This window comes from Caulobacter sp. GW821-FHT11E10, from assembly GCF_058808375.1.
In genome coordinates this window covers 313581-332148 of the sequence record NZ_JBXARP010000002.1, presented here as the reverse complement: position 1 = coordinate 332148, position 18568 = coordinate 313581, and the positions used below count along the sequence as shown (strand labels likewise).

The window sequence follows — 18568 nt, the reverse complement described above, 5'->3', positions numbered from 1 at the left end:
ATGAACCTGCTCGCGCAGCTCTGGCGGCGTCTGCCCGAGGGGCTGCGTGAGTTGATCCTCTACGGCTTCGCCAGCGCCGCCGCCCTGGCGGTCGACTGGGGCCTGCTGCTGGCCCTGACCAAGTTCGGCGTGAACTACCTCGCCGCTTCGGCCATCGGGTTCACCACCGGCATCGGCGTGGCCTACGCCCTGTCGGTCCGGATGGTCTTCAACCATCGTCCGATCGCCGACCGTCGCCGCGAGTTCATCGGCTTCCTGGGCGTGGGCCTGGCCGGCCTGGTCCTGACCCAGGGCCTGATGGCTCTTTGGGTCGAGCGGCTGCACATGACCCCGGGCCTGGCCAAGATCCCGACCGCCGGGATCGTCTTCCTGTTCAATTTCGCCGTCCGCAGGGCGCTGCTGTTCCGCGCGCCCCGCATCGACGCCGCGCGGTCGTGAGCCGCTTCGACCGTTTGCTGAAGGGGCCTTGGCTGGGCCTTTTGGCGGCATTCGGGCTATTCCTGCTCAGCCGTCCCTATCAGGGCGTCCGCCACGACGGTCGCCTGTACGTCGCCGACGCTCTGGGCAAGCTGGATCCGCACGGCGTCGGCAAGGACCTGATGTTCGTCCACGACGGCCAGTTCGGGTTCAGCCTCTACACCAAGGTCCTGGCCCGGATGATCCACGAGCTGGGCCTGTCGGGCGGGACGATGCTGATCGTCGCCCTGACCCTGGTCCTTTGGTTCGCCGCCGCCGTCTTGCTGGTCAATCGCTTCCTGGCCGACCGTCCGCCGGCCGTGCGCTGGGCGGCGCTGGCCTTCGTCGTGGCTCTGCCCTCGTTGTATGGTCCGATGGACGTGATCGGCTTTGGCGAGCCCTATGCGACGCCCCGTGGATTGGCCGAAGCGGCGGGCCTGCTGGGGATGGCGGCCTATCTGTCGGGGCGGCGGGTCCTGGCCCTGCTGGCCTGTGTTCCCGGCATGCTGTTCCACCCGATCATGGGCCTGTGTTCAGCGGCCGCCATCGGCGTGGCGATCTGCATCGAGGACCGCCGCTGGCTGTGGGCCGGTCTGGCCGGGGTCGTCGCGCTGACGGCCGCCGGCCTGCTGCGCCTGCCGGTCGCCGACCGCATCGTCACCGTGATGGACCCCGCTTGGCGGGCGGTTGTCGAGATGCGCAGTCCGATCCTATTTCCCTCACTCTGGTCGATCGACACCTGGAGCCGGCTGACGGTCCACGCCTGCACCGTGGCGGCGGCGGCCTTCCTGCTGACCGGCGCGTCGCGCCGGCTGGCCCTTGGCGCGCTGATCGCCGGCCTGGTCGGCGTCGCCGCGACCTATCTCCTCGGCGACCGTCTTTCGCTGCTGCTGTTCCTGCAGGTCCAGGGCTGGCGGACCTTGCAGCCCCTGGCCGTTCTGGCCGCCGCCGGTCTGGCGCTGGGCTGTTTCGAGCTGCCCAAGCGCGGCGCTTCCGGCCTGCTGGGCCTGGCGTTCCTGGGCATGGGCTGGATGTTCCGCGACAGCGGCAATCTTGGCCTGATGGCCGCGCCGGTCGGGCTGATGTTCGTTCTGGTCGGCGGCAAGATGCGCTATGGCAAGCCGGGCCTGTTCTACGGCGTCGCCGTCGGCCTGCTGGCCTTGGCGATCGTGGGTTATGCCGCGCTTCGAGGCGTGGCTCTGGCCGCCGCCCTGGAGCGGATGCCGGCCGCCTGGCCGTTCAGCCAGGGCTTCGTCTGGAGCAGCGACCTGCCGGGTCTCGCGGTGGCGGTGGTCGTCGGTCTCTGGCTCGCGAAGGGCTGGAAGGCGCCGCCCGTTGCCCTGAGCATCGTGGCCGTCGCCGTGATCGGCCTGCTGGCGGCATGCCTTTGGGACGACCGCTCGGCCTCCGTCCGTCAGCGGGACCGGGGCAGGGACCCCGATCTGGTCGCCATGACCGCCTGGAAGCCGGGCGAGGTGCTGTGGATGGTCGGCGATATCGAGTCGTGGGCCTTGATGGGCCGGCCCAGCTGGTCGAGCAAGGTGCAGAGCGCCGGCGTCGTCTTCTCACGCCCCCTCGCGCTGGAGCTGGCGGCCCGCGCGGAGCGTCTGCGGGCGACTGGCTTGGCGGGGGACGACTGGATGCGGGCGCTGACCGTCGCGGCGCGGCGGACCTCGCCGCCGAACCCGGAAAAGGTGCGCGCCTTCTGCTCCGCCCCCCACGCCCCGGCCTGGATCGTCTGGCCACGCTGGGATGACGAGACCAGCGCGCCCGATCCGCGCCTGAACGCCCGCGACTGGACGCCCAAGGCGCCCTACGTCCAGGATCTGGACGACGGGACCGGCAGCCGCTGGCTGACCGCGCGGCGCTACGCGGTGATTCCCTGCGCCGGCGGCTGAGGTCGCTCGGCGATCGTCTTTGGCGCGGTCAGCCGGCTGGCGGCCCAGCAGATGAAATGCACCAGGGCGTCGGCCAGGCCGGCCATCGCCGCCAGCACGAAAACGCCTGAAATCAAGAGGATCGCCAGAACCGACATGGTGGTCTCCCGCTGTCTGGATCAAGCGAGGGCAGGGCGATTCCGGTTCCGTCAGCAGCGGTCTAAATCACGGAAAAACCACGACTGTGGTTGACAACGTTGTCACGCTTCCGGTGAATGTCGCGTCCGCGAAAGACGGACTCATAGAACATCGTCACTAAGGGAGTGGTGCAGTGATTGCGGTAACATATAGCCTCGAGGGCGCCGTCCGATGACCGACGCCGCGATCGCGAAATCCCCTACCCGGGGCGAGGGCAAGAGCGGGGGCGTCAAGCTCGCCATCGTCTATGTGACGTGCCTGTTCTTCATCTGGGCCCTGGTCACCAACTTGCTGGACCCGCTGCTGAAGACCATGAAGACGGTCTTCACGCTCAGCCCCGTCGAAGCCAACCTGACCGGCTTCGCCTTCTTCATCGCCTATGGCGTCATGTCGATGCCCTCGGCCGGTTTCCTGTCGAAGTTCGGCTACGCCAAGTCGGTCATGGTCGGCCTGGGCGGCATCGTCGTCGGCTGCTTCATCGCCATCGCCGCGGCCAAGCTGCACACCTTCGCCCTGGTGCTGACGGCCCTTTTCGTGATGGCCTCGGGCATCACCCTGCTGCAGGTGGCCGCCAATCCGCTGATCGCCTCGATGGGCCGTCCGGAGGACAGCTCGTTCCGCCTGAACCTCTCGCAATCGTTCAACTCGCTGGGCGCGGCCTGCGGCCTGTGGTTCGGCGCGAACTTCCTGCTGAAGGGCGAGATCTTCCAGAAGGGGATCACGATCACCGAGCCGATGCGCGAGCAGGCCCTGGGCTTCGTCTCCAACGTCTATTTCGCGATCGGCGTGGGCCTAGCCCTGTTCGTCCTGGCCATCTTCTTCGTGCGCCACCTGATCACCGAAGCCGCCCCGAAGACCGGGCACTTCGTCAATCCGCTGACGGCCCTGGGCTCGAAGTGGGCCAATCTCGGCGCGATCGGCATCTTCCTCTATGTGGGCGCGGAGGTGGCGATCTCGCTGAACCTGCTGCTGTTCCTCGAGGAAGCGCACATCCTGAACATCCCGGCCGAACAGGCCGGCAAGATGACCACCTTCTACATGGTCTTCGCCATGATCGGCCGCTTCGGCGGTTCGGCCCTGCTGAAGTCGATCAAGGACTACGCCCTGCTGGCCTTCGTGGCCGTCGGCGCCATCGCGCTGAGCCTGCTGGTGATCTTCACCAAGGACATGGTCCCCACGGCTCACGCGGGTGAGGTGAACCTGCTGCTGGCCACGGTTCCGGTCACCAGCGGCCTGATCCCGGCCTTCGCGGCCCTGCTGATCGGCCTGTTCAACTCGATCATGTTCCCAACGATCTTCACTCTGACCCTGCAGCGCTCGTCGGCCCCGGCCTCGGCGACCTCGGGCCTGCTGTGCATGGCCATCGTCGGCGGCGCGTTCCTGCCCTTGGCCTTCGGCGCCATCGAGGAAGCGACCGGTTCGAAGTCGCTGGCCTTCATCGCGCCGCTGATTTGCTACGTCTACGTCCTGTGGTTCGCCCTGGCCGCCAAGAAGGCCCCGACCCACGAGATCGAAGAGGGCGTGGCGAGCGCCCACTAGGCCCTCCCGCGAACCTTTCAAACCGAACTACCTGCAAGCCCCCCGGGAAGCCTGTCTTCCCGGGGTTCTTTTTTGCTCAGTGCGCGTCCGGCGGCGGGGCCGCGCCGGCCAGAGGCGGCGGCTTGCAGAACGGGGCCATGACCAGGGCCGCCAGGAACAGCACGGCCATCACCCGGAAGACGTCGTTGAAGGCCAGGGTCAGGGCCTCGCGACCGACCACCTTGGCCAGTTCGCCCTGCATGATCAGGGCGGCCTGGGCGGCGTCGGGCGTGCGCTCGGCGATGCGAGCGGCCAGGGCTCCAAGGGCGTCGGTCCCCGAACGTCCGGCCTCGCCCAGGGCCTCGCCGAAGCGGGCCACATGGATGCGGGCGTTGTCGCCCAGCCAGGTATTGACCACGGCGATGCCGATGGCCCCGCCCAGGTTGCGCATCAGGTTGAACAGGCCCGAGGCGTAGCGCAGCTCGGCCGCCTCGAACCCGCCCAGGGCCAGGGTCACGCTGGGCACGATGCAGAGCATGATCGCGAAGCCGCGCAAGGCCTGCGGGCCCAGCAGGGCCATGAAGCCCCACTCGCTGGTCATGTGCGAGGTCAGCCACAGGGCGGCGGCGAACAGGGTCAGGCCGACGCTGACGGTGATCCGGGCGTCGACCCGCGTCGACAGGCGCGCGGCGATCACCGTCGACAGGATCTGAGCGATGCCGGTGACCACGACCGTCGTGCCGATTTCCAGGCTGTCATAGCCGCGCACCCGGCCCAGGAAGACCGGGATCAGATAGGTCGACGCATAGAGCCCAAAACCGATCACCAGGTTGAAGGCGCAGGCGAAGGCGAAGGTCGGCTTGCGGAACGGCGACAGCTTGACGATCGGCCCGCCCGACCGCAGCGAGCGCTCGATAAATAGGGCCAGGGCCACGACCGTCACCCAGGCGGCGATGGCGATGTGCGTATCCTCGAACCACTGCTTGCGCGGGCCTTCCTCGAGCACGAACTCCAGCCCGCCCAGGAAAATCGCCATGGCCGCCAGGTGCGAATAGTCGATCTTCTTGAGCATCGAGAGATTTGGCCGGTCGACCTTGATGAACTGGATCGCCAGCAGGGTGACCAGAGCTCCGGGCACGATGTTGATATAGAAGATCGAGCGCCAGCCGATGGCGTCGGTCAGCCAGCCGCCGACCGTGGGGCCCAGGGTCGGCGCCAGCACCGAGACCATGCCCAGGATCGCCGGGATCATCGCCCTCTGAGGTCCTGAGAACATGGCGAAGCCGGTGGCGAAGACGGTCGGCACCATGGCCCCGCCGGTGAAGCCCTGCAGCACGCGGAACAGGATCATCGAGTCGATGTCCCAGGCCATGCCGCACAAGGCCGAGGAGATCGTGAACAGGCCGGCCGACAAGGCGAACAGCCACCGCGTCGACAGCGCCTGGGCCAGGAAGGCGGCGAACGGGATCATCACCAGCTCGGCCATCAGATAGCCGGTCTGCACCCAGCTGATTTCGTCGGGTCCGGCGGACAGGCCCGCCTGCACGCTGTTCAGCGACGCCGCCACGATCTGGATGTCGATCAGGGCCATGAACTGGCCAAACGCCATCACCGCGAAGATCAGGAACTTGGTCGGGGTGGGCAGGGCGCCCGGGTCGATCGGCTTGGCGTCGTCGCTCATGTTCAGATCCCGGGGGGAGCGCCCCTTGAAAGTATGATGGCCATAATATTATATGCGTCATGTAATCGAGGCCGCAAGATGCGCTACGACAACGAACACAAGGCGCGCACCCGCCAGAAGGTGCTGGACGAGGCCGCCAAGGCCATTCGCGAGGAAGGTCCGCACCGTCTGGGCGTGGCCGGGGTCATGGCCCGGGCGGGCCTGACGCACGGGGGCTTCTACGCCCACTTCCCGTCGAAGGAGGTCTTCATCGCCGAGGCTGTCGCCCACATGTTCGAGGGCGGGCCGACAGTGATGCTGGAGAAGATCAAAGGGCTGCCGCCGCGCGAGGCCCTGACCGGCTATATCGACTTCTACCTCTCGCGCCGCCACCGCGACACGCGCGAGGGCGGTTGTCCGCTGCCGTATCTGGCGGTCGACGCGCCGCGCCTGAACGAGGCCTCGCGAGAGCGCTACGCCAGGGGCGTGGCCCACCTGACGGGGATCATCACCAAGCATCTGACGGCGCTGGGCCGCGACCATGCCGAGGACGAAGCCAGCTCGACCCTGGCCGAACTGGTCGGCGCCATCACCCTGGCGCGGGCCGAGGCCAATCCCGACCGCTCCGACGCCATGCTCGAACGCTCGCGGACGCACCTGAAGCGCCGCCTCGGCCTGGAGGCCGCCCAATGACCGACGCCACCTTTGAAGACGCCTCGGGCGTCGCCGCGAAGCCGTCCGTGAAGGCCCGCAAGGCCCCGTTCTCGCGCAAGAGCGTGCTGGCCGTGGGCGGCGCCCTCGTGGTGGCCGCGGGCGGCGCGGCGCTGATCGCCATGCCCAAGAGTTCGGTCTCGACCGACGCGGCCTATCTTCAGGCCGATAGTTCCAGCGTCGCGCCCAAGGTGCGGGGCCTCGTGGCCCAGGTGCTGGTCGGCCACAACCAGGCGGTCAAGCGCGGCGATCCTCTGGTCCGCATCGATCCGGAAGAGTTCGACGCCCGCGTCGCCTCGGCCGAGGCCGACATCGCCAATGCCGAGGCCGCCGCCGCCAGCGCCCGCGCGGCCCTGGTTTCGCTGGACGCCGAGCAGCGCCTGGCGGGTTCCAACATCCGCGCCGCCCAGACCACGATCGCCGCCGCCGACGCGGAGAACGTCCGCGCCCAGGCAGACCGCAAGCGCTACGAGGATCTCGCCGACAGCGGGGCGGTGGCCCGGCGCGACGTCGAGCGTTTCCGCGCCACCGCCGTCGGAGCCCAATCGGCCGCCGACCGCAGCCGCGCCCAGCTGGCCGTCAGCCAGGACCAGGCGGCTGTCACCGCCGCCAAGCGCGCCACCCTGTCGGCCAACCTCGCCCAGGCCCAGGCGGCCGTGGCTCGCGCCCGCGCGGCCCTGATCCTGGCCCGCCAGGACCAGAACCACACGATCATCGTCTCGCCGATCGACGGCGTGGTCGGCGACCGCCAGGCCGAGCCCGGCGACTATGTCCAGCCCGGTACGCGGCTGATGACCATCGTGCCGGTGAAGGCCCTCTACGTGGTCGCCAACTTCAAGGAGACCCAGGTGGCGCGGATGCTTCCCGGTCAGGAGGCGACGATCAAGGTCGACGCCCTGGACGGCAAGGCGCTGAAGGGCCACGTCGAGAGCTTCGCGCCCGGTTCCGGCTCGCAGTTCTCATTGCTGCCGTTCGAGCCGGGCACGGGCAACTTCACCAAGATCGTCCAACGCGTGCCGGTGCGCATCCGCCTCGATCCCGGCCAGGCCCAGGTGGCGCGGCTGCGGCCAGGCCTCTCGACGACGGTGAAGGTCCGGTTGAGAGACTAGGTCGCCTTGCGGCCGCGTGGACTAGTTCCCGTCCAGCGTTTGAAAGCGCGGGAGAAGGCGCTCGTCTCGGAGAAGCCGACCAGATAGGCCGTCTGGTTCACCGACAGGCGCTCGTCCTCCAGATAGGTCACGGCCATCCGGTGGCGCAGGGTGTCCAGCACCTGGTCGAAACTGACCCCCTCGGCCTTCAGTCGGCGATACAGTGTCGGTCGGGAAAGTCCCAGGGCGCGAGCGACGCCCTCCATGGCCAGTTCGCCGGTGTGCAGCAAGGGGATCAGCAGCGCCTCGACCCGGCCGCGCGTGGTCTTGGCGTCTTCCAGACCCTTCAGCAGAGCGTCGGCGTGGCCGTTGAAGACGCCGAAGGCGTAGCGGTTGGGGCGGTGGATCTCCAGCGCCAGCCAGGAGGGCTCGATCCGCAGGGCGTTCCAGGCCGCCCCGAAGGTGACGGGCGCCCGCAGGATCGGCTCGTAGGCCGCCGCGTGGGCCGGGCGCGAGCGGGTCAGATGCACGGCGCGGACAAAGGTGAAGTCCGGATAATGGCGGGCCATTTCGCAGGTGAAGCGGGCCAGCGCCGCCTCGACCAGTTCCGGAAAGTCCTCGGCGTTCGAGCAGCGGTCTTCCAACCAGAGCTCCCCGTTGCGTGGCGTCAGCTGGAAGCGCGGGCCGTCCGAAACGCCGTCGACCTCGACGACCAGGCGCGAGAAGCGGTTCAACTGTTTGAGGGCGGCGCCCATGGTCTCGGCCGACTGACAGATCAGGCCGACGATCGAGATTTCCTCGAAGCGGGTGGCTTCTGGAAACTTCAGGGCCAGGGCCGGCTCGCCGGTCAGCGCCTGGCCGGCGCGATAGAGCGCCTTGTAGGCGTCCAACGGGATCCGCGCGTCCTGGTCGGCGAGGTCGCTTTCACGCACGCCGGCGCGCGCCAGCAGCGCCTCGCGATCGGCGCCCAGCGACGCGGCGAACGTCAGCAGGCCCTTGAAGAACCCGCCCGAAACCGTCGCCTGCGCACGCACCGTACCCATGGTCGAGCGGTAGCAGCGTGATCGCCGGGGTCAAGTTCGTGGCGCCGCGCGTCATGGTCGACGTGATGGGTGGTCCCTAAGCCTTCCGATCGAGGGATGCGTCGATCGAATGAGTAGCTGCATGGAAAAGACCGCCGCCAGGGCCTTGAGCCTTTCGGCCGCCGCCTGGTTCGTCGCCCTGGTCGCCGGGTTGTGGGCTTTCGGGATCTACATCGTCGCGATCTACGGCGTCGGGGCGGCGACCGGGAACTGGGAGCGCTGGAACGTCGTGCTGCCCAAGGGGCACGGCTACAATCCAGGCGACGCGGCCGGCAATCTGGCGCTGGGCGTCCATCTGTTGCTGGCGGTGTTCGTGACCTTCGCCGGAGCGACGCAGCTTGTCCCGGCGCTGCGGGCCAGGGCGCCCGCCTTGCACCGCTGGAACGGGCGGATCTTCGTCGCCGTGGCCTTCGCCATCGCCGGCTCGGGCCTCTACATCGCCTTCACGCGCGGCGCCGTGGCCGGGAGCTATATGGCGGTCGGCAACACGCTGAACGCCGTGCTGCTGGCGGTCTGCGCCGCCCAGGCCTTCCGGTTCGCGCGGGCCCGGCGGTTCGAGGTCCACCGGCGTTGGGCGCTGCGGGCCTTCGTCCTGATGCTGGGCGTGTTCTTCTATCGCCTGGGCATGATGCTGTGGTTCGTCGCCAACCGAGGACCGGTGGGCCACACCGACGCCTTCGACGGGCCGTTCGACATCGTCCTGGCCTTCGCCCACGTGCTGCTGCCGTTGGCGGTGCTCGAGCTCTATCTGCTGGCCCGCCATCGGGGAGGGACCCTGGCCAAGTTCGCCATGGCCGGCGGCATGGTCGTCGCGACCCTGGCGACGGCGGCGGGCGGTTTCTTCGCCATCGTGGGGATGTGGCTGCCGCGCCTTTAGGCAGATCAGTTTTCCTGAAGGGGATCGCCGAAAAACCTCGCTCGTAAATCCCACTGCCGCGCACGACATTAAACGCGCAGTCTTTGAGGAACGAGCATGGCCGCCGCCCAAGCCAAGAACAGCCGCTTCATCAGCGGCTTCGGGATCCAGGTTCTGGCCGCCATGGTGCTGGGCCTGGGACTTGGCCTGCTGGCCCGCAGGCTGGGGGCGGACGAGGGACAGGCCGGCTACGGCCTGGCCGAGACCCTGCACCAGATCGGCGTGATCTTCGTCCAGCTGCTGCGCGTCCTGGTGCCACCGCTGGTGTTCACCGCCATCGTCGCCAGCATCGCCAATATCGCCCAGATGCAGAACGCCGCCCGCCTGGTCTGGCGAACCCTGTTCTGGTTCGCGGTCACGGCCCTGATCGCGGTCCTGATCGGCATTGCCCTGGGCCTGATCCTGCAGCCGGGCCTGCACACCACGGTCGAGGCCGCCGCCGCCAAGGCGCCCAAGACCCACGGCTCGTGGCTAGACTTCCTGACCGGCCTGGTCCCCGGCAACATCCTGGGCCTGGCAGCCTCGACCAAGATCTCGGATGCGGGCGCGGCCACCACCTCGCTGTCGTTCAACGTGCTGCAGATCGTGGTGATCTCGCTGGTCACCGGCGTGGCGGCGCTGAAGGTCGGCGAGGCGGGCGAGGCGTTCCTGAAGTTCAACGCCTCGGCCCTGGCCATTGTGCGCAAGGTGCTGTGGTGGGTGATCCGCCTGACGCCGATCGGCACGGTCGGCCTGCTGGGCAACGCCGTGGCCCAGTACGGCTGGACGACCCTGGGCCAGCTCGGCGCCTTCACCGGCGCGATCTATCTGGGTCTCGCCCTGGTGCTACTGGTCGTCTACCCGACGATCCTGGCCCTGAACGGCCTCAACCCCGTGAAGTTTTTCCAAGGCGCCTGGCCGGCGATCCAGCTGGGCTTCGTCTCGCGCTCGTCGGTCGGGACGCTGCCGGTGACCGAGGCCGTGACCGAGACCAGCCTGGGCGTGCCGCGCGCCTATGCCGCCTTCGCCGTGCCGTTCGGCGCGACGACCAAGATGGACGGCTGCGCGGCGATCTATCCGGCGATCGCGGCGATCTTCGTGGCCCAGTTCTTCGGCGTGCACTTGGCCTGGTCGGACTATGTGCTGATCGTCTTCGTCTCGGTGATCGGCTCGGCCGCCACGGCGGGCCTGACGGGCGCGACGGTGATGCTGACCCTGACCCTGTCGACCCTGGGCCTGCCCCTGGAAGGCGCGGGCCTGCTGCTGGCCATCGACCCGATCCTGGACATGGGGCGCACCGCCGTGAACGTCGCGGGCCAGGCCCTGGTCCCGACCATCGTGGCCAAGCGGGAAGGGATCCTGGACCAGGAAATCTATGACGCCGGCCGCACGCCCGCCGATGCGGCGCTGCAGGCGGCGGAGTAGGCGAGCGCGGTTGCGCCGGGGCGCTTTAGCGGCGAATTTGCCCGCTTGGTGAAGCGTCCCCGGGGGATTCCATGGCTTTGAAGACCACGAACGGCGGCCCGCACGGGTCAAGCCGACGCGGCTTCCTGTCCGGTGCGGCCGCCCTGGCGGGCCTGGCCGTCACCGCTCCGAGCGCCTTCGCCCGCGCCTCCAATCGCGTCGAAGCCCTGCTGGCCCAGATGACGATCGAGGAGAAGGCCGGCCAGTTGTCGTGCTTCGCCGACATGATCCGGCCGCCGATCGGCGACATGAACCCGCTGGTCAATATCCGCAACGCCCAGATTCTGACCGACGAGATCAGGGCCGGCCGGATCGGCGTGCTGATGAACGGCGTCGGCGTCCAGGCCGCCCTCGACACCCAGAAGGTCGCGGTCGAGGGCTCGCGCCTGAAGATCCCGCTGCTGTTCGCCGCCGATGTGATCCACGGCTTCCGCACCGTGTTCCCGATCCCCTTGGCCGAGGCGGCCAGCTTCGACCCGCACCTGGCCGAGCGCACCGCCCGGGCGGCGGCGCAGGAGGCCACGGCCGCCGGCCTGCACTGGACCTTCGCGCCGATGGTCGACGTCGCGCGCGACCAGCGCTGGGGCCGTGTGGTCGAGGGCTCGGGCGAGGACGTGTATCTGGGCGAGGTGCTGGCGGCTGCCCGCGTGCGCGGCTTCCAGGGCAAGGACCTCAAGGCCGACGACAGCATGCTGGCCACGCCCAAGCACTTCGCCGCCTATGGCGCGGTGACGGCGGGGCTGGAGTACAATTCGGTCGAACTCTCCGAAGCGACCCTGCGCGAGGTGCATCTGCCGCCGTTCCAGGCCGCGTTCGCGGCCGGGGCCTTGACCACCATGTCGGCCTTCAACGACGTCAATGGCGTCCCGGCCACCGCCAACAAGCGCCTGCTGACCGACCTGCTGCGCGGGGAGTGGGGCTTCAAGGGCGTCGTGATCTCGGACTACACGGCCGACCAGGAGCTGGTCGCCCACGGTTTCGCCGCCGACGATCGCGACGCCGCGCGCCTGGCGATCCTGGCCGGCGTCGACATCAGCATGCAGAGCGGGCTCTACATCCGCTACCTGCCGGAACTGGTCGCCTCGGGCGCCGTGCCCATGGCGGTGGTCGACGCCTCGGTTCGCCGGGTGCTGGCGCTGAAGGAGGCGATCGGCCTCTTCGACAATCCCTACCGCTCGCTGGACCCCAAGGCCGAGGCCTCGCGCATGGGCACGCCGGCGACCCGGGCGCTGAGCCGTGAGGCCGGCGCGCGCTCGATCGTGCTGCTGAAGAACGACCGCAACCTCCTGCCGCTGCCCAAGGCCGGCAAGCGCCTGGCGCTGATCGGTCCGTTCGCGGACGATCGCGAGAACGTGCTGGGCGCCTGGGGCGGCTTCTTCGCCGACCGGCGGCTGAACGTCGACCTCGCCACGGGTCTGCGCGCCCAGTTGGCGGACCCGGCGGGCCTGATCGTCGAACGTGGCTGCGATGTCGAGGCGGCTATCGCCGGCGGGATCGAGCGCGCGGTCGCCGCCGCCCAGGCGGCCGACGTCGTGCTGCTGGCCATCGGCGAGAGCCAGGACATGACCGGCGAGGCCAAATCGCGCACCGACATCCGCGTTCCCGCGGTCCAGCAACGTCTGGCCGAGGCCGTGGCCGCCACGGGCAAGCCGGTCGTCGTGCTGCTGCGCCACGGCCGCGCCCTGGCCCTGGAGGGCGCCGTCCGCGACGCGCCGGCGATCCTGGCCACATGGTTCCTGGGCAGCGAGATGGGCAACGCCGTGGCCGACGTGCTGTTCGGCGGGGTGAATCCCTCGGGCCGCCTGCCGGTCAGCTTCCCGATCGACAGCGGCCAGGAGCCGTTCTTCTACAACGGCCGCACCACCGGCCGCCCGGCGCCGGCCGATCCGAACGGGCAGGAGTACAAGGCGCGCTGGCGGTCGATCCGCAATGACGCGCTGTATCCGTTCGGCTTTGGCCTGAGCTACACCGGCTTCGCCGTTTCCGACGTGAAGCTCAGCACCCCGCGCTTGGGCTGGAGCGAGACCCTGCACGTCAGCGCCAGGGTGAAGAACATCGGCGCGGTCCAGGGCGACCACGTCGTCCAGCTCTATATCCGCGACCGTGTCGCCAGTCGCACCCGCCCGGTCCGCGAGCTGAAGGGCTTCCAGCGCGTCTCCCTGGCCCCTGGCGTCGAGCGCGAGGTTCGGTTCGAACTGAAGCGCGAGCATCTGATGTTCGTCGGCGATAACGACTACTGGATCGTCGAGCCGGGCGTCTTCGACGTGTGGATCGCCAGCTCCTCAGCCGACGGCCTGACGGCCAGTTTCGAGCTTTTGGCGAGCGGGCAGGGGTAAATCCGAATCGAGACACCCTGGGATTGACCCCGGAATATGACCTCAGGCGAGGTTTGATCTGGCTTTGTTAGTCGCCTGTTAAGCGAAAAAGAGGCGCTGACAGCACAGTGGCCGGACGATCGAGGTCCAGGCTATGAGCTTGTCTAGTAAGGCTTTGTGGCAAATCTCAGTGGCCAAAACAGGCTGCCTTGGCGTGCGCGGCGTCTCGGGTGTTCGGCTGCGTCCGCTTGTCTCGTTGAAAGGACTTGGAAAGGACTTATGGTTACGCGAGATAGGCCGTAGTGTGGCTTGTTGCCGAGACGTCAGCGTTTGGGGGGCGTCTCCACATTGCTCAGTGATACGCTAAGGGGCGTATCCGCCAGCAAGGATGGATATGTATGCCGATCTCCAGTCTCTCCGCCGCGCAGATCTCGTCCCTGACGGTCACCGCGATCCAAGGCTTGTCGACGACGGACATCCAGTCCCTCAGCGGCACTCAGGTCGCCGCGATCAGCGCAACGGGCATTGGGGCGCTAGCGGATACGCAGGTCGCCGCGCTCAGTACGACGCAGGTCAAGGCGCTCACCGCGACGCAGATCCCGAAGTTCGCCACTTCGGTGACCTTCGACGTCACGCAGCTTACGCAGCTTTCCACCCAGCAGGTCTCGGCCCTTACCTCGACCCAGCTGGCTGGCCTCGACGTCTCTCACATCGCCGTTCTTAGCGCGACGCAACTGGGTGCCCTGTCGGCGACCAACTTCTCGGGCTTCGACGCGACTCAAGTGGGTCAGCTGAGCGAGACCCAGGTGAAGGGTCTGACCGCCAGCCAGGTGAAGGGCCTCTCCACCACCGATATCACTGAACTGGCCGGCACCCAGATCGGCGCCCTGGCCGGCGACCGCCTGGCCGCGCTCAGCGCCACGAATCTGTCGAAGCTCGATGCGACCCAGGTCAGCGCGCTCAGCAACACCCAGATCGCCGCGCTGACGACCTCGCAGCTGAAGGGCCTGACGACCACCGATATCGGCGAGCTGTCGGCGGCCCAGGTCGGCGCGTTCTCGGCCGTCCAGGTGGGCGCGCTGTCGTCCACCAACTTCTCGGCCCTCGACGCCACTCAAGTGGGCGCGCTGTCGGTCACCCAGATCAAGGGCGTGACCACCGACCAGATCAAGGGCCTGACGACCACCGACATTGGTGAGCTGGCCGACACCCAGGTCGGCGCCCTGAACGCCTCGCAGATCGGCGCCCTGGTCACCACCCAAGCCCAGCAGCTGGCGACCACGCAGCTGGCCGCCCTGGCCGCGACCCAAGTCGCCGCGCTCGGCGCCACGAATTTCTCGGCCCTGAACAGCACCCAGGTGGGTTCGCTCAGCGAAACGCAGATCAAGGGCCTGACGACCGCCCAGTTGGGCGCGCTGAACGCGACCGACATCGGCGAGCTGGCCACGACCCAGGTCGGCGCCCTCAGCGCCACGCAGCTGGGCTCGCTGACCACGACGGCCTTCTCGGCCCTGGACGCCACTCAAGTCGCCGCGCTGAGCGCCACCCAGATCAAGGGCATGACGGCGACCCAGCTGAAGGGTCTCAGCGTCACCGACGTCGGCGAACTGGCCGACACCCAGATCGGCGCCCTCGCGGCCACCCAGCTGGCCGGCGTGACCGCCACCAACGTCTCGGCCCTCGACGCGACCCAGGTCGCGGCGCTGTCGACCACCCAGATCAAGGGCCTGACGGCCGACCAGCTGAAGGGTCTGACGACCACCGACATCGGCGAGCTGGCCGACACCCAGGTCGCGGCCCTGACCGCCGACCAGATCAAGAACCTGTCGGCCGCCAACATCTCGGCCCTGAACCAGACTCAGGTCACGGCCCTGACCAACACCCAGGTCGCGGGTCTGACGACGACCCAGGTCAAGGGCCTGTCGACCACCGACATCGGCGAGCTGTCCTCGACCCAGGTCGGCGCCCTGACGACGGCCCAGGTCGGCGCGCTGGCGACGACCCAGGTGCAGCAGCTGTCGACCACTCAGATCGGTGGCCTGTCCTCGAGCCAGATCGGCGCGCTGACCACGACGAACGTGAGCCAGCTGGACGCCACCCAGACCGCCGCGCTGACCACCACCCAGGTCAAGGGCCTCACGGCCAGCCAGCTGGCGGGCCTGAACACCACCAACATCGGCAACCTGGCGGACACCCAGGTCGGGGCCCTGTCCTCGACCCAGCTGGGCGCGATGACCTCGGCCGGCTTCTCGGCCTTGAACGGCACCCAGGTGGCGGCGATCACCGAGACCCAGATCAAGGGCCTCACCGCGACGCAGCTGAAGGGCCTGAACGCCACCGATATCGGCGAGCTGGCGGACACCCAGATCGCGGCCCTGTCGGCCGCCCAGATCGGCGCGCTGACCGCGACGAACGTTTCGGCCCTGAGCCAGACCCAGGTCACCGCGCTCACCACCACCCAGATCAAGGGCCTTACCGCCGACCAGCTGAAGGGCCTGTCGACCACCGACATCGGTGAACTGTCGACCACCCAGGTCAGCGCCCTGACGGCTGACCAGATCAAGAATCTCTCGGTGACCAATGTCTCGGCCCTGGCCGACACCCAGGTCGCGGCGCTGACGACGACCCAGATCAAGGGCCTCACCAACACCCAGCTGGCGGGTCTGTCGACCACCGACATCGGTGAACTGGCCGACACCCAGATCGCCGCCCTGGCGACCTCGCAGATCTCGGCGCTCACCCAGACCAACGTGAAGAGCCTGTCGACGACCCAGATCGGGGCGCTCAGCGCCTCGCAGGTGGGCGCGCTCTCGGCCAGCAACTTCTCGGCCCTGGACGCCACCCAGGTCGGCGCCCTGACCGAAACCCAGGTCAAGGGTCTGACGACCTCGCAGCTGGCGGCGCTGAATGCGACCGACATCGGCGAGCTGGCGACCACCCAGGTCGCGGCCCTGGCGGCGACCCAGGTCGGCGCCCTGTCGATCACCGGCCTGTCGGCGCTGGACACCACCCAGACCGCGGCTCTGTCGACCACCCAGATCAAGGGCCTGACGGCCACCCAGCTGAAGGGGCTGACGACCACCGACATCGGCGACCTCGCCGACACCCAGGTGGGCGCCCTGACGGCGACGCAGCTCGGCTCGCTGACCGCCACGGGCTTCTCGACGCTGAACGGCACGCAAGTCGCGGCGCTGTCCACGACCCAGATCAAGGGCCTGACGGCCGACCAGCTGAAGGGTCTGACGACCACCGACATCGGTGAGCTGGCCGACACCCAGGTCGCGGCCCTGACCGCCGACCAGATCAAGAACCTGTCGGCCGCCAACGTCTCGGCCCTGAGCCAGACCCAGGTCACGGCCCTGACCAACAGCCAGGTCGCGGCCCTGTCGACGACCCAGCTGAAGGGTCTGACGACCACCGACATCGACGAGCTGTCCTCGACCCAGGTCGGCGCGCTCTCGGCCGCCCAGATCACCGCCCTGGCCTCGACCCAGGTGCAGGAACTCTCGACCACGCAGATCGGCGGCCTCTCGGCCACCCAGCTCGGCGCGATCACCTCGACCAATCTCAGCCTGATGGACGCGACCCAGCTGGGGGCGCTGAGCACCACGCAGGTCAAAGGCCTCACCGCCAGCCAACTGGGCGGCCTGAACACCACCAACATCGGCAACCTGGCCGACACCCAGCTCGCGGCCCTATCGTCGAGCCAGGTGGGCGCGCTGACTGCCACCAACTTCTCGGCCCTGAACGCGACCCAGGTCGCGGCGCTGAGCGAAACCCAGATCAAAGGGATGACGGCGACCCAGCTGAAGGGTCTGACGAGCACGGACGTCGGCGAGCTGGCCACCACCCAGGTCGCGGCCCTCTCGGCCGTCCAGGTCGGCGCCCTGTCGCCGGCCAACGTCTCGGCCCTGAACGGCACGCAGGTCGCGGCCCTGTCCACCACCCAGATCAAGGGCCTGACCGCCGACCAGCTGAAGGGCCTGTCGACCACCGACATCGCTGAGCTGGCCGACACCCAGATCGGCGCCCTGACCGCCGATCAGATCAAGAACCTCTCGGCCACCAACCTCTCGGCGCTGGACGCCACCCAGACGGCGGCCCTGACGGTCACCCAGATCAAGGGCCTAACCAACACCCAGATCGCCGGCCTGACGACGACCGACATCGGCGAGATGGCCGACACCCAGCTTTCGGCCCTGAGCGCGGCTCAGGTCACGGCGCTGAACGTGCAGGACCTGACGACGACCCAGATCTCGGGTCTCAGCTCCTCGGTGATCGGCGCGCTCGGCGCGACCAAGTTCTCGGCCTTCGACGCCACCCAGGTGGCGGCGCTGTCGGCGACCCAGATGAAGGGTCTGACCGCGACGCAACTGGCCGGTCTGACGACGACCGACATCGGCGAACTGGCCGACACCCAGGTGGGCGCCCTGACGGCGACCCAACTGGGCGCCCTGACGGCCACCGGCTTCTCGGCCCTGAACGGCACCCAGGTCGCGGCCCTGTCCACGACCCAGATCAAGGGCATGACGGCGACCCAGCTGAAGGGCTTGACGACCACGGATATCGGCGAACTGGCCGATACTCAGGTCGCGGCGCTCTCGGCCTCGCAGGTCGGCTCGCTGACCGCCACGGGCTTCTCGGCCCTGAACGGCACGCAAGTCGCGGCCCTGTCGACCACTCAGATCAAGGGCCTCACGGCTGACCAGCTGAAGGGCCTTACCACCACCGACATCGGCGAGCTGGCCACGACCCAGGTCGCCGCCCTGACCGCCGACCAGCTGAAGAACCTGTCGGCCGCCAACGTCTCGGCCCTGGCCGACACCCAGGTGGCGGCGCTGGCCAACACCCAGATCCAGGCGCTCACGGCGACCCAGCTGAAGGGTCTGTCGGTCACCGACGTCGACGAACTGTCCTCGACCCAGATCGGCGCGCTGTCGGCCATCCAGGTCGGCGCCCTGGTCGACACCCAGGTCCAGGAGCTGTCGGAAACCCAGCTGACCGGCCTGACCGCGACCCAGATCGGCGCGCTCAGCAACACGGCCTTCCAGGCCCTGAACTCGACCCAGGTGCAAAGCCTGTCGTCGACCCAGGTCAAGGGCCTGTCGGCGACCCAGCTGCGCTCGCTTGACGTCAACAACATTCGCGAGTTCTCGACCTCGGTGTCGTTCCTGGCCCCCAGCCAGCTCGCCGCGCTGAACGTCACCGCCCTGGGCAACCTGGAATCGACCCAGGTCGCCGCTCTGACGACCACGCAGTTGGGCGGCCTGGCGGCAACCCAGGCCAAGGATCTCGCCGGCGCCC

The 18568-nt window shown here is 68.6% G+C and carries 11 protein-coding genes and 1 pseudogene; 9 read left to right on the top strand and 3 right to left on the bottom strand.

Features of this window, described 5'->3' with window-relative positions:
- Together AC1RRV_RS04610 and AC1RRV_RS04605 are read left to right on the top strand one after the other, a co-directional pair.
- Window positions 1-438 (top strand): GtrA family protein, encoded by a 438-nt coding sequence (locus AC1RRV_RS04610; protein ID WP_492858403.1) that lies wholly within the window; start codon window positions 1-3, stop codon window positions 436-438.
- Complete coding sequence (locus AC1RRV_RS04605; protein ID WP_492858402.1) at window positions 435-2354, top strand: hypothetical protein; 1920 nt, start codon at window positions 435-437, stop codon at window positions 2352-2354. The genes AC1RRV_RS04610 and AC1RRV_RS04605 overlap by 4 nt, the downstream gene beginning before the upstream one ends.
- Here the strand turns inward: AC1RRV_RS04605 and AC1RRV_RS04600 are convergent.
- Window positions 2324-2491 (bottom strand): hypothetical protein, encoded by a 168-nt coding sequence (locus AC1RRV_RS04600; RefSeq protein WP_492858401.1) that lies wholly within the window; start codon window positions 2489-2491, stop codon window positions 2324-2326. The two genes, AC1RRV_RS04605 and AC1RRV_RS04600, sit on opposite strands and share 31 nt — an antisense overlap.
- Window positions 2492-2702: 211 nt before the next feature.
- Between AC1RRV_RS04600 and AC1RRV_RS04595 the strand changes: the two genes are divergently transcribed.
- Window positions 2703-4070, top strand: a complete 1368-nt coding sequence (locus AC1RRV_RS04595; RefSeq protein ID WP_492858400.1) for a sugar MFS transporter — start codon at window positions 2703-2705, stop codon at window positions 4068-4070.
- 76 nt (window positions 4071-4146) lie between these two features.
- Here AC1RRV_RS04595 and AC1RRV_RS04590 read toward each other — a convergent pair whose 3' ends face one another.
- Window positions 4147-5730: a DHA2 family efflux MFS transporter permease subunit gene (locus AC1RRV_RS04590; RefSeq protein WP_492858399.1), complete on the bottom strand. Its 1584-nt coding sequence runs from the start codon at window positions 5728-5730 to the stop codon at window positions 4147-4149.
- 78 nt (window positions 5731-5808) lie between these two features.
- On the opposite strand from AC1RRV_RS04590, the gene AC1RRV_RS04585 reads away from it, so the two are divergent.
- Window positions 5809-6402 (top strand): TetR/AcrR family transcriptional regulator, encoded by a 594-nt coding sequence (locus tag AC1RRV_RS04585; protein WP_492858398.1) that lies wholly within the window; start codon window positions 5809-5811, stop codon window positions 6400-6402.
- A complete protein-coding gene (locus AC1RRV_RS04580) occupies window positions 6399-7529 on the top strand; it encodes an HlyD family secretion protein (protein ID WP_492858397.1) in 1131 nt (376 codons plus the stop codon). Before AC1RRV_RS04585 ends, AC1RRV_RS04580 begins: the two co-directional genes overlap by 4 nt.
- On the opposite strand, the gene AC1RRV_RS04575 is transcribed toward AC1RRV_RS04580, so the two are convergent.
- On the bottom strand, window positions 7526-8551 hold the full coding sequence (locus AC1RRV_RS04575; RefSeq protein WP_492858396.1) for an AraC family transcriptional regulator: 1026 nt from the start codon (window positions 8549-8551) through the stop codon (window positions 7526-7528). The genes AC1RRV_RS04580 and AC1RRV_RS04575 overlap by 4 nt on opposite strands.
- Window positions 8552-8672: 121 nt before the next feature.
- On the opposite strand from AC1RRV_RS04575, the gene AC1RRV_RS04570 reads away from it, so the two are divergent.
- From AC1RRV_RS04570 to AC1RRV_RS04555, 4 genes and pseudogenes are all read left to right on the top strand, one after another.
- Window positions 8673-9467: a DUF2306 domain-containing protein gene (locus AC1RRV_RS04570; RefSeq protein WP_492858395.1), complete on the top strand. Its 795-nt coding sequence runs from the start codon at window positions 8673-8675 to the stop codon at window positions 9465-9467.
- Between the two features lie 96 nt (window positions 9468-9563).
- Window positions 9564-10910 carry a dicarboxylate/amino acid:cation symporter gene (locus tag AC1RRV_RS04565; protein ID WP_492858394.1) on the top strand — a complete coding sequence of 449 codons (1347 nt, stop codon included), beginning with the start codon at window positions 9564-9566 and terminating at the stop codon, window positions 10908-10910.
- Window positions 10911-10981: 71 nt separating this feature from the next.
- Window positions 10982-13285: a glycoside hydrolase family 3 N-terminal domain-containing protein gene (locus tag AC1RRV_RS04560; protein WP_492858393.1), complete on the top strand. Its 2304-nt coding sequence runs from the start codon at window positions 10982-10984 to the stop codon at window positions 13283-13285.
- 327 nt (window positions 13286-13612) lie between these two features.
- Window positions 13613-18559, top strand: a pseudogene (locus tag AC1RRV_RS04555) (beta strand repeat-containing protein); the annotation flags it as partial.
- Window positions 18560-18568: the final 9 nt, after the last annotated feature.

Bases quoted from the DNA above. Each gene is read 5' to 3' on its own strand.
- AC1RRV_RS04570 (WP_492858395.1), top strand. From the start codon at position 8,673: ATGGAAAAGACCGCCGCCAGGGCCTTGAGCCTTTCGGCCGCCGCCTGG.
- AC1RRV_RS04575 (WP_492858396.1), bottom strand. From the start codon at position 8,551: ATGGGTACGGTGCGTGCGCAGGCGACGGTTTCGGGCGGGTTCTTCAAG.
- AC1RRV_RS04610 (WP_492858403.1), top strand. From the start codon at position 1: ATGAACCTGCTCGCGCAGCTCTGGCGGCGTCTGCCCGAGGGGCTGCGT.
- AC1RRV_RS04600 (WP_492858401.1), bottom strand. From the start codon at position 2,491: ATGTCGGTTCTGGCGATCCTCTTGATTTCAGGCGTTTTCGTGCTGGCG.
- AC1RRV_RS04595 (WP_492858400.1), top strand. From the start codon at position 2,703: ATGACCGACGCCGCGATCGCGAAATCCCCTACCCGGGGCGAGGGCAAG.
- AC1RRV_RS04590 (WP_492858399.1), bottom strand. From the start codon at position 5,730: ATGAGCGACGACGCCAAGCCGATCGACCCGGGCGCCCTGCCCACCCCG.
- AC1RRV_RS04565 (WP_492858394.1), top strand. From the start codon at position 9,564: ATGGCCGCCGCCCAAGCCAAGAACAGCCGCTTCATCAGCGGCTTCGGG.
- AC1RRV_RS04585 (WP_492858398.1), top strand. From the start codon at position 5,809: ATGCGCTACGACAACGAACACAAGGCGCGCACCCGCCAGAAGGTGCTG.
- AC1RRV_RS04560 (WP_492858393.1), top strand. From the start codon at position 10,982: ATGGCTTTGAAGACCACGAACGGCGGCCCGCACGGGTCAAGCCGACGC.
- AC1RRV_RS04580 (WP_492858397.1), top strand. From the start codon at position 6,399: ATGACCGACGCCACCTTTGAAGACGCCTCGGGCGTCGCCGCGAAGCCG.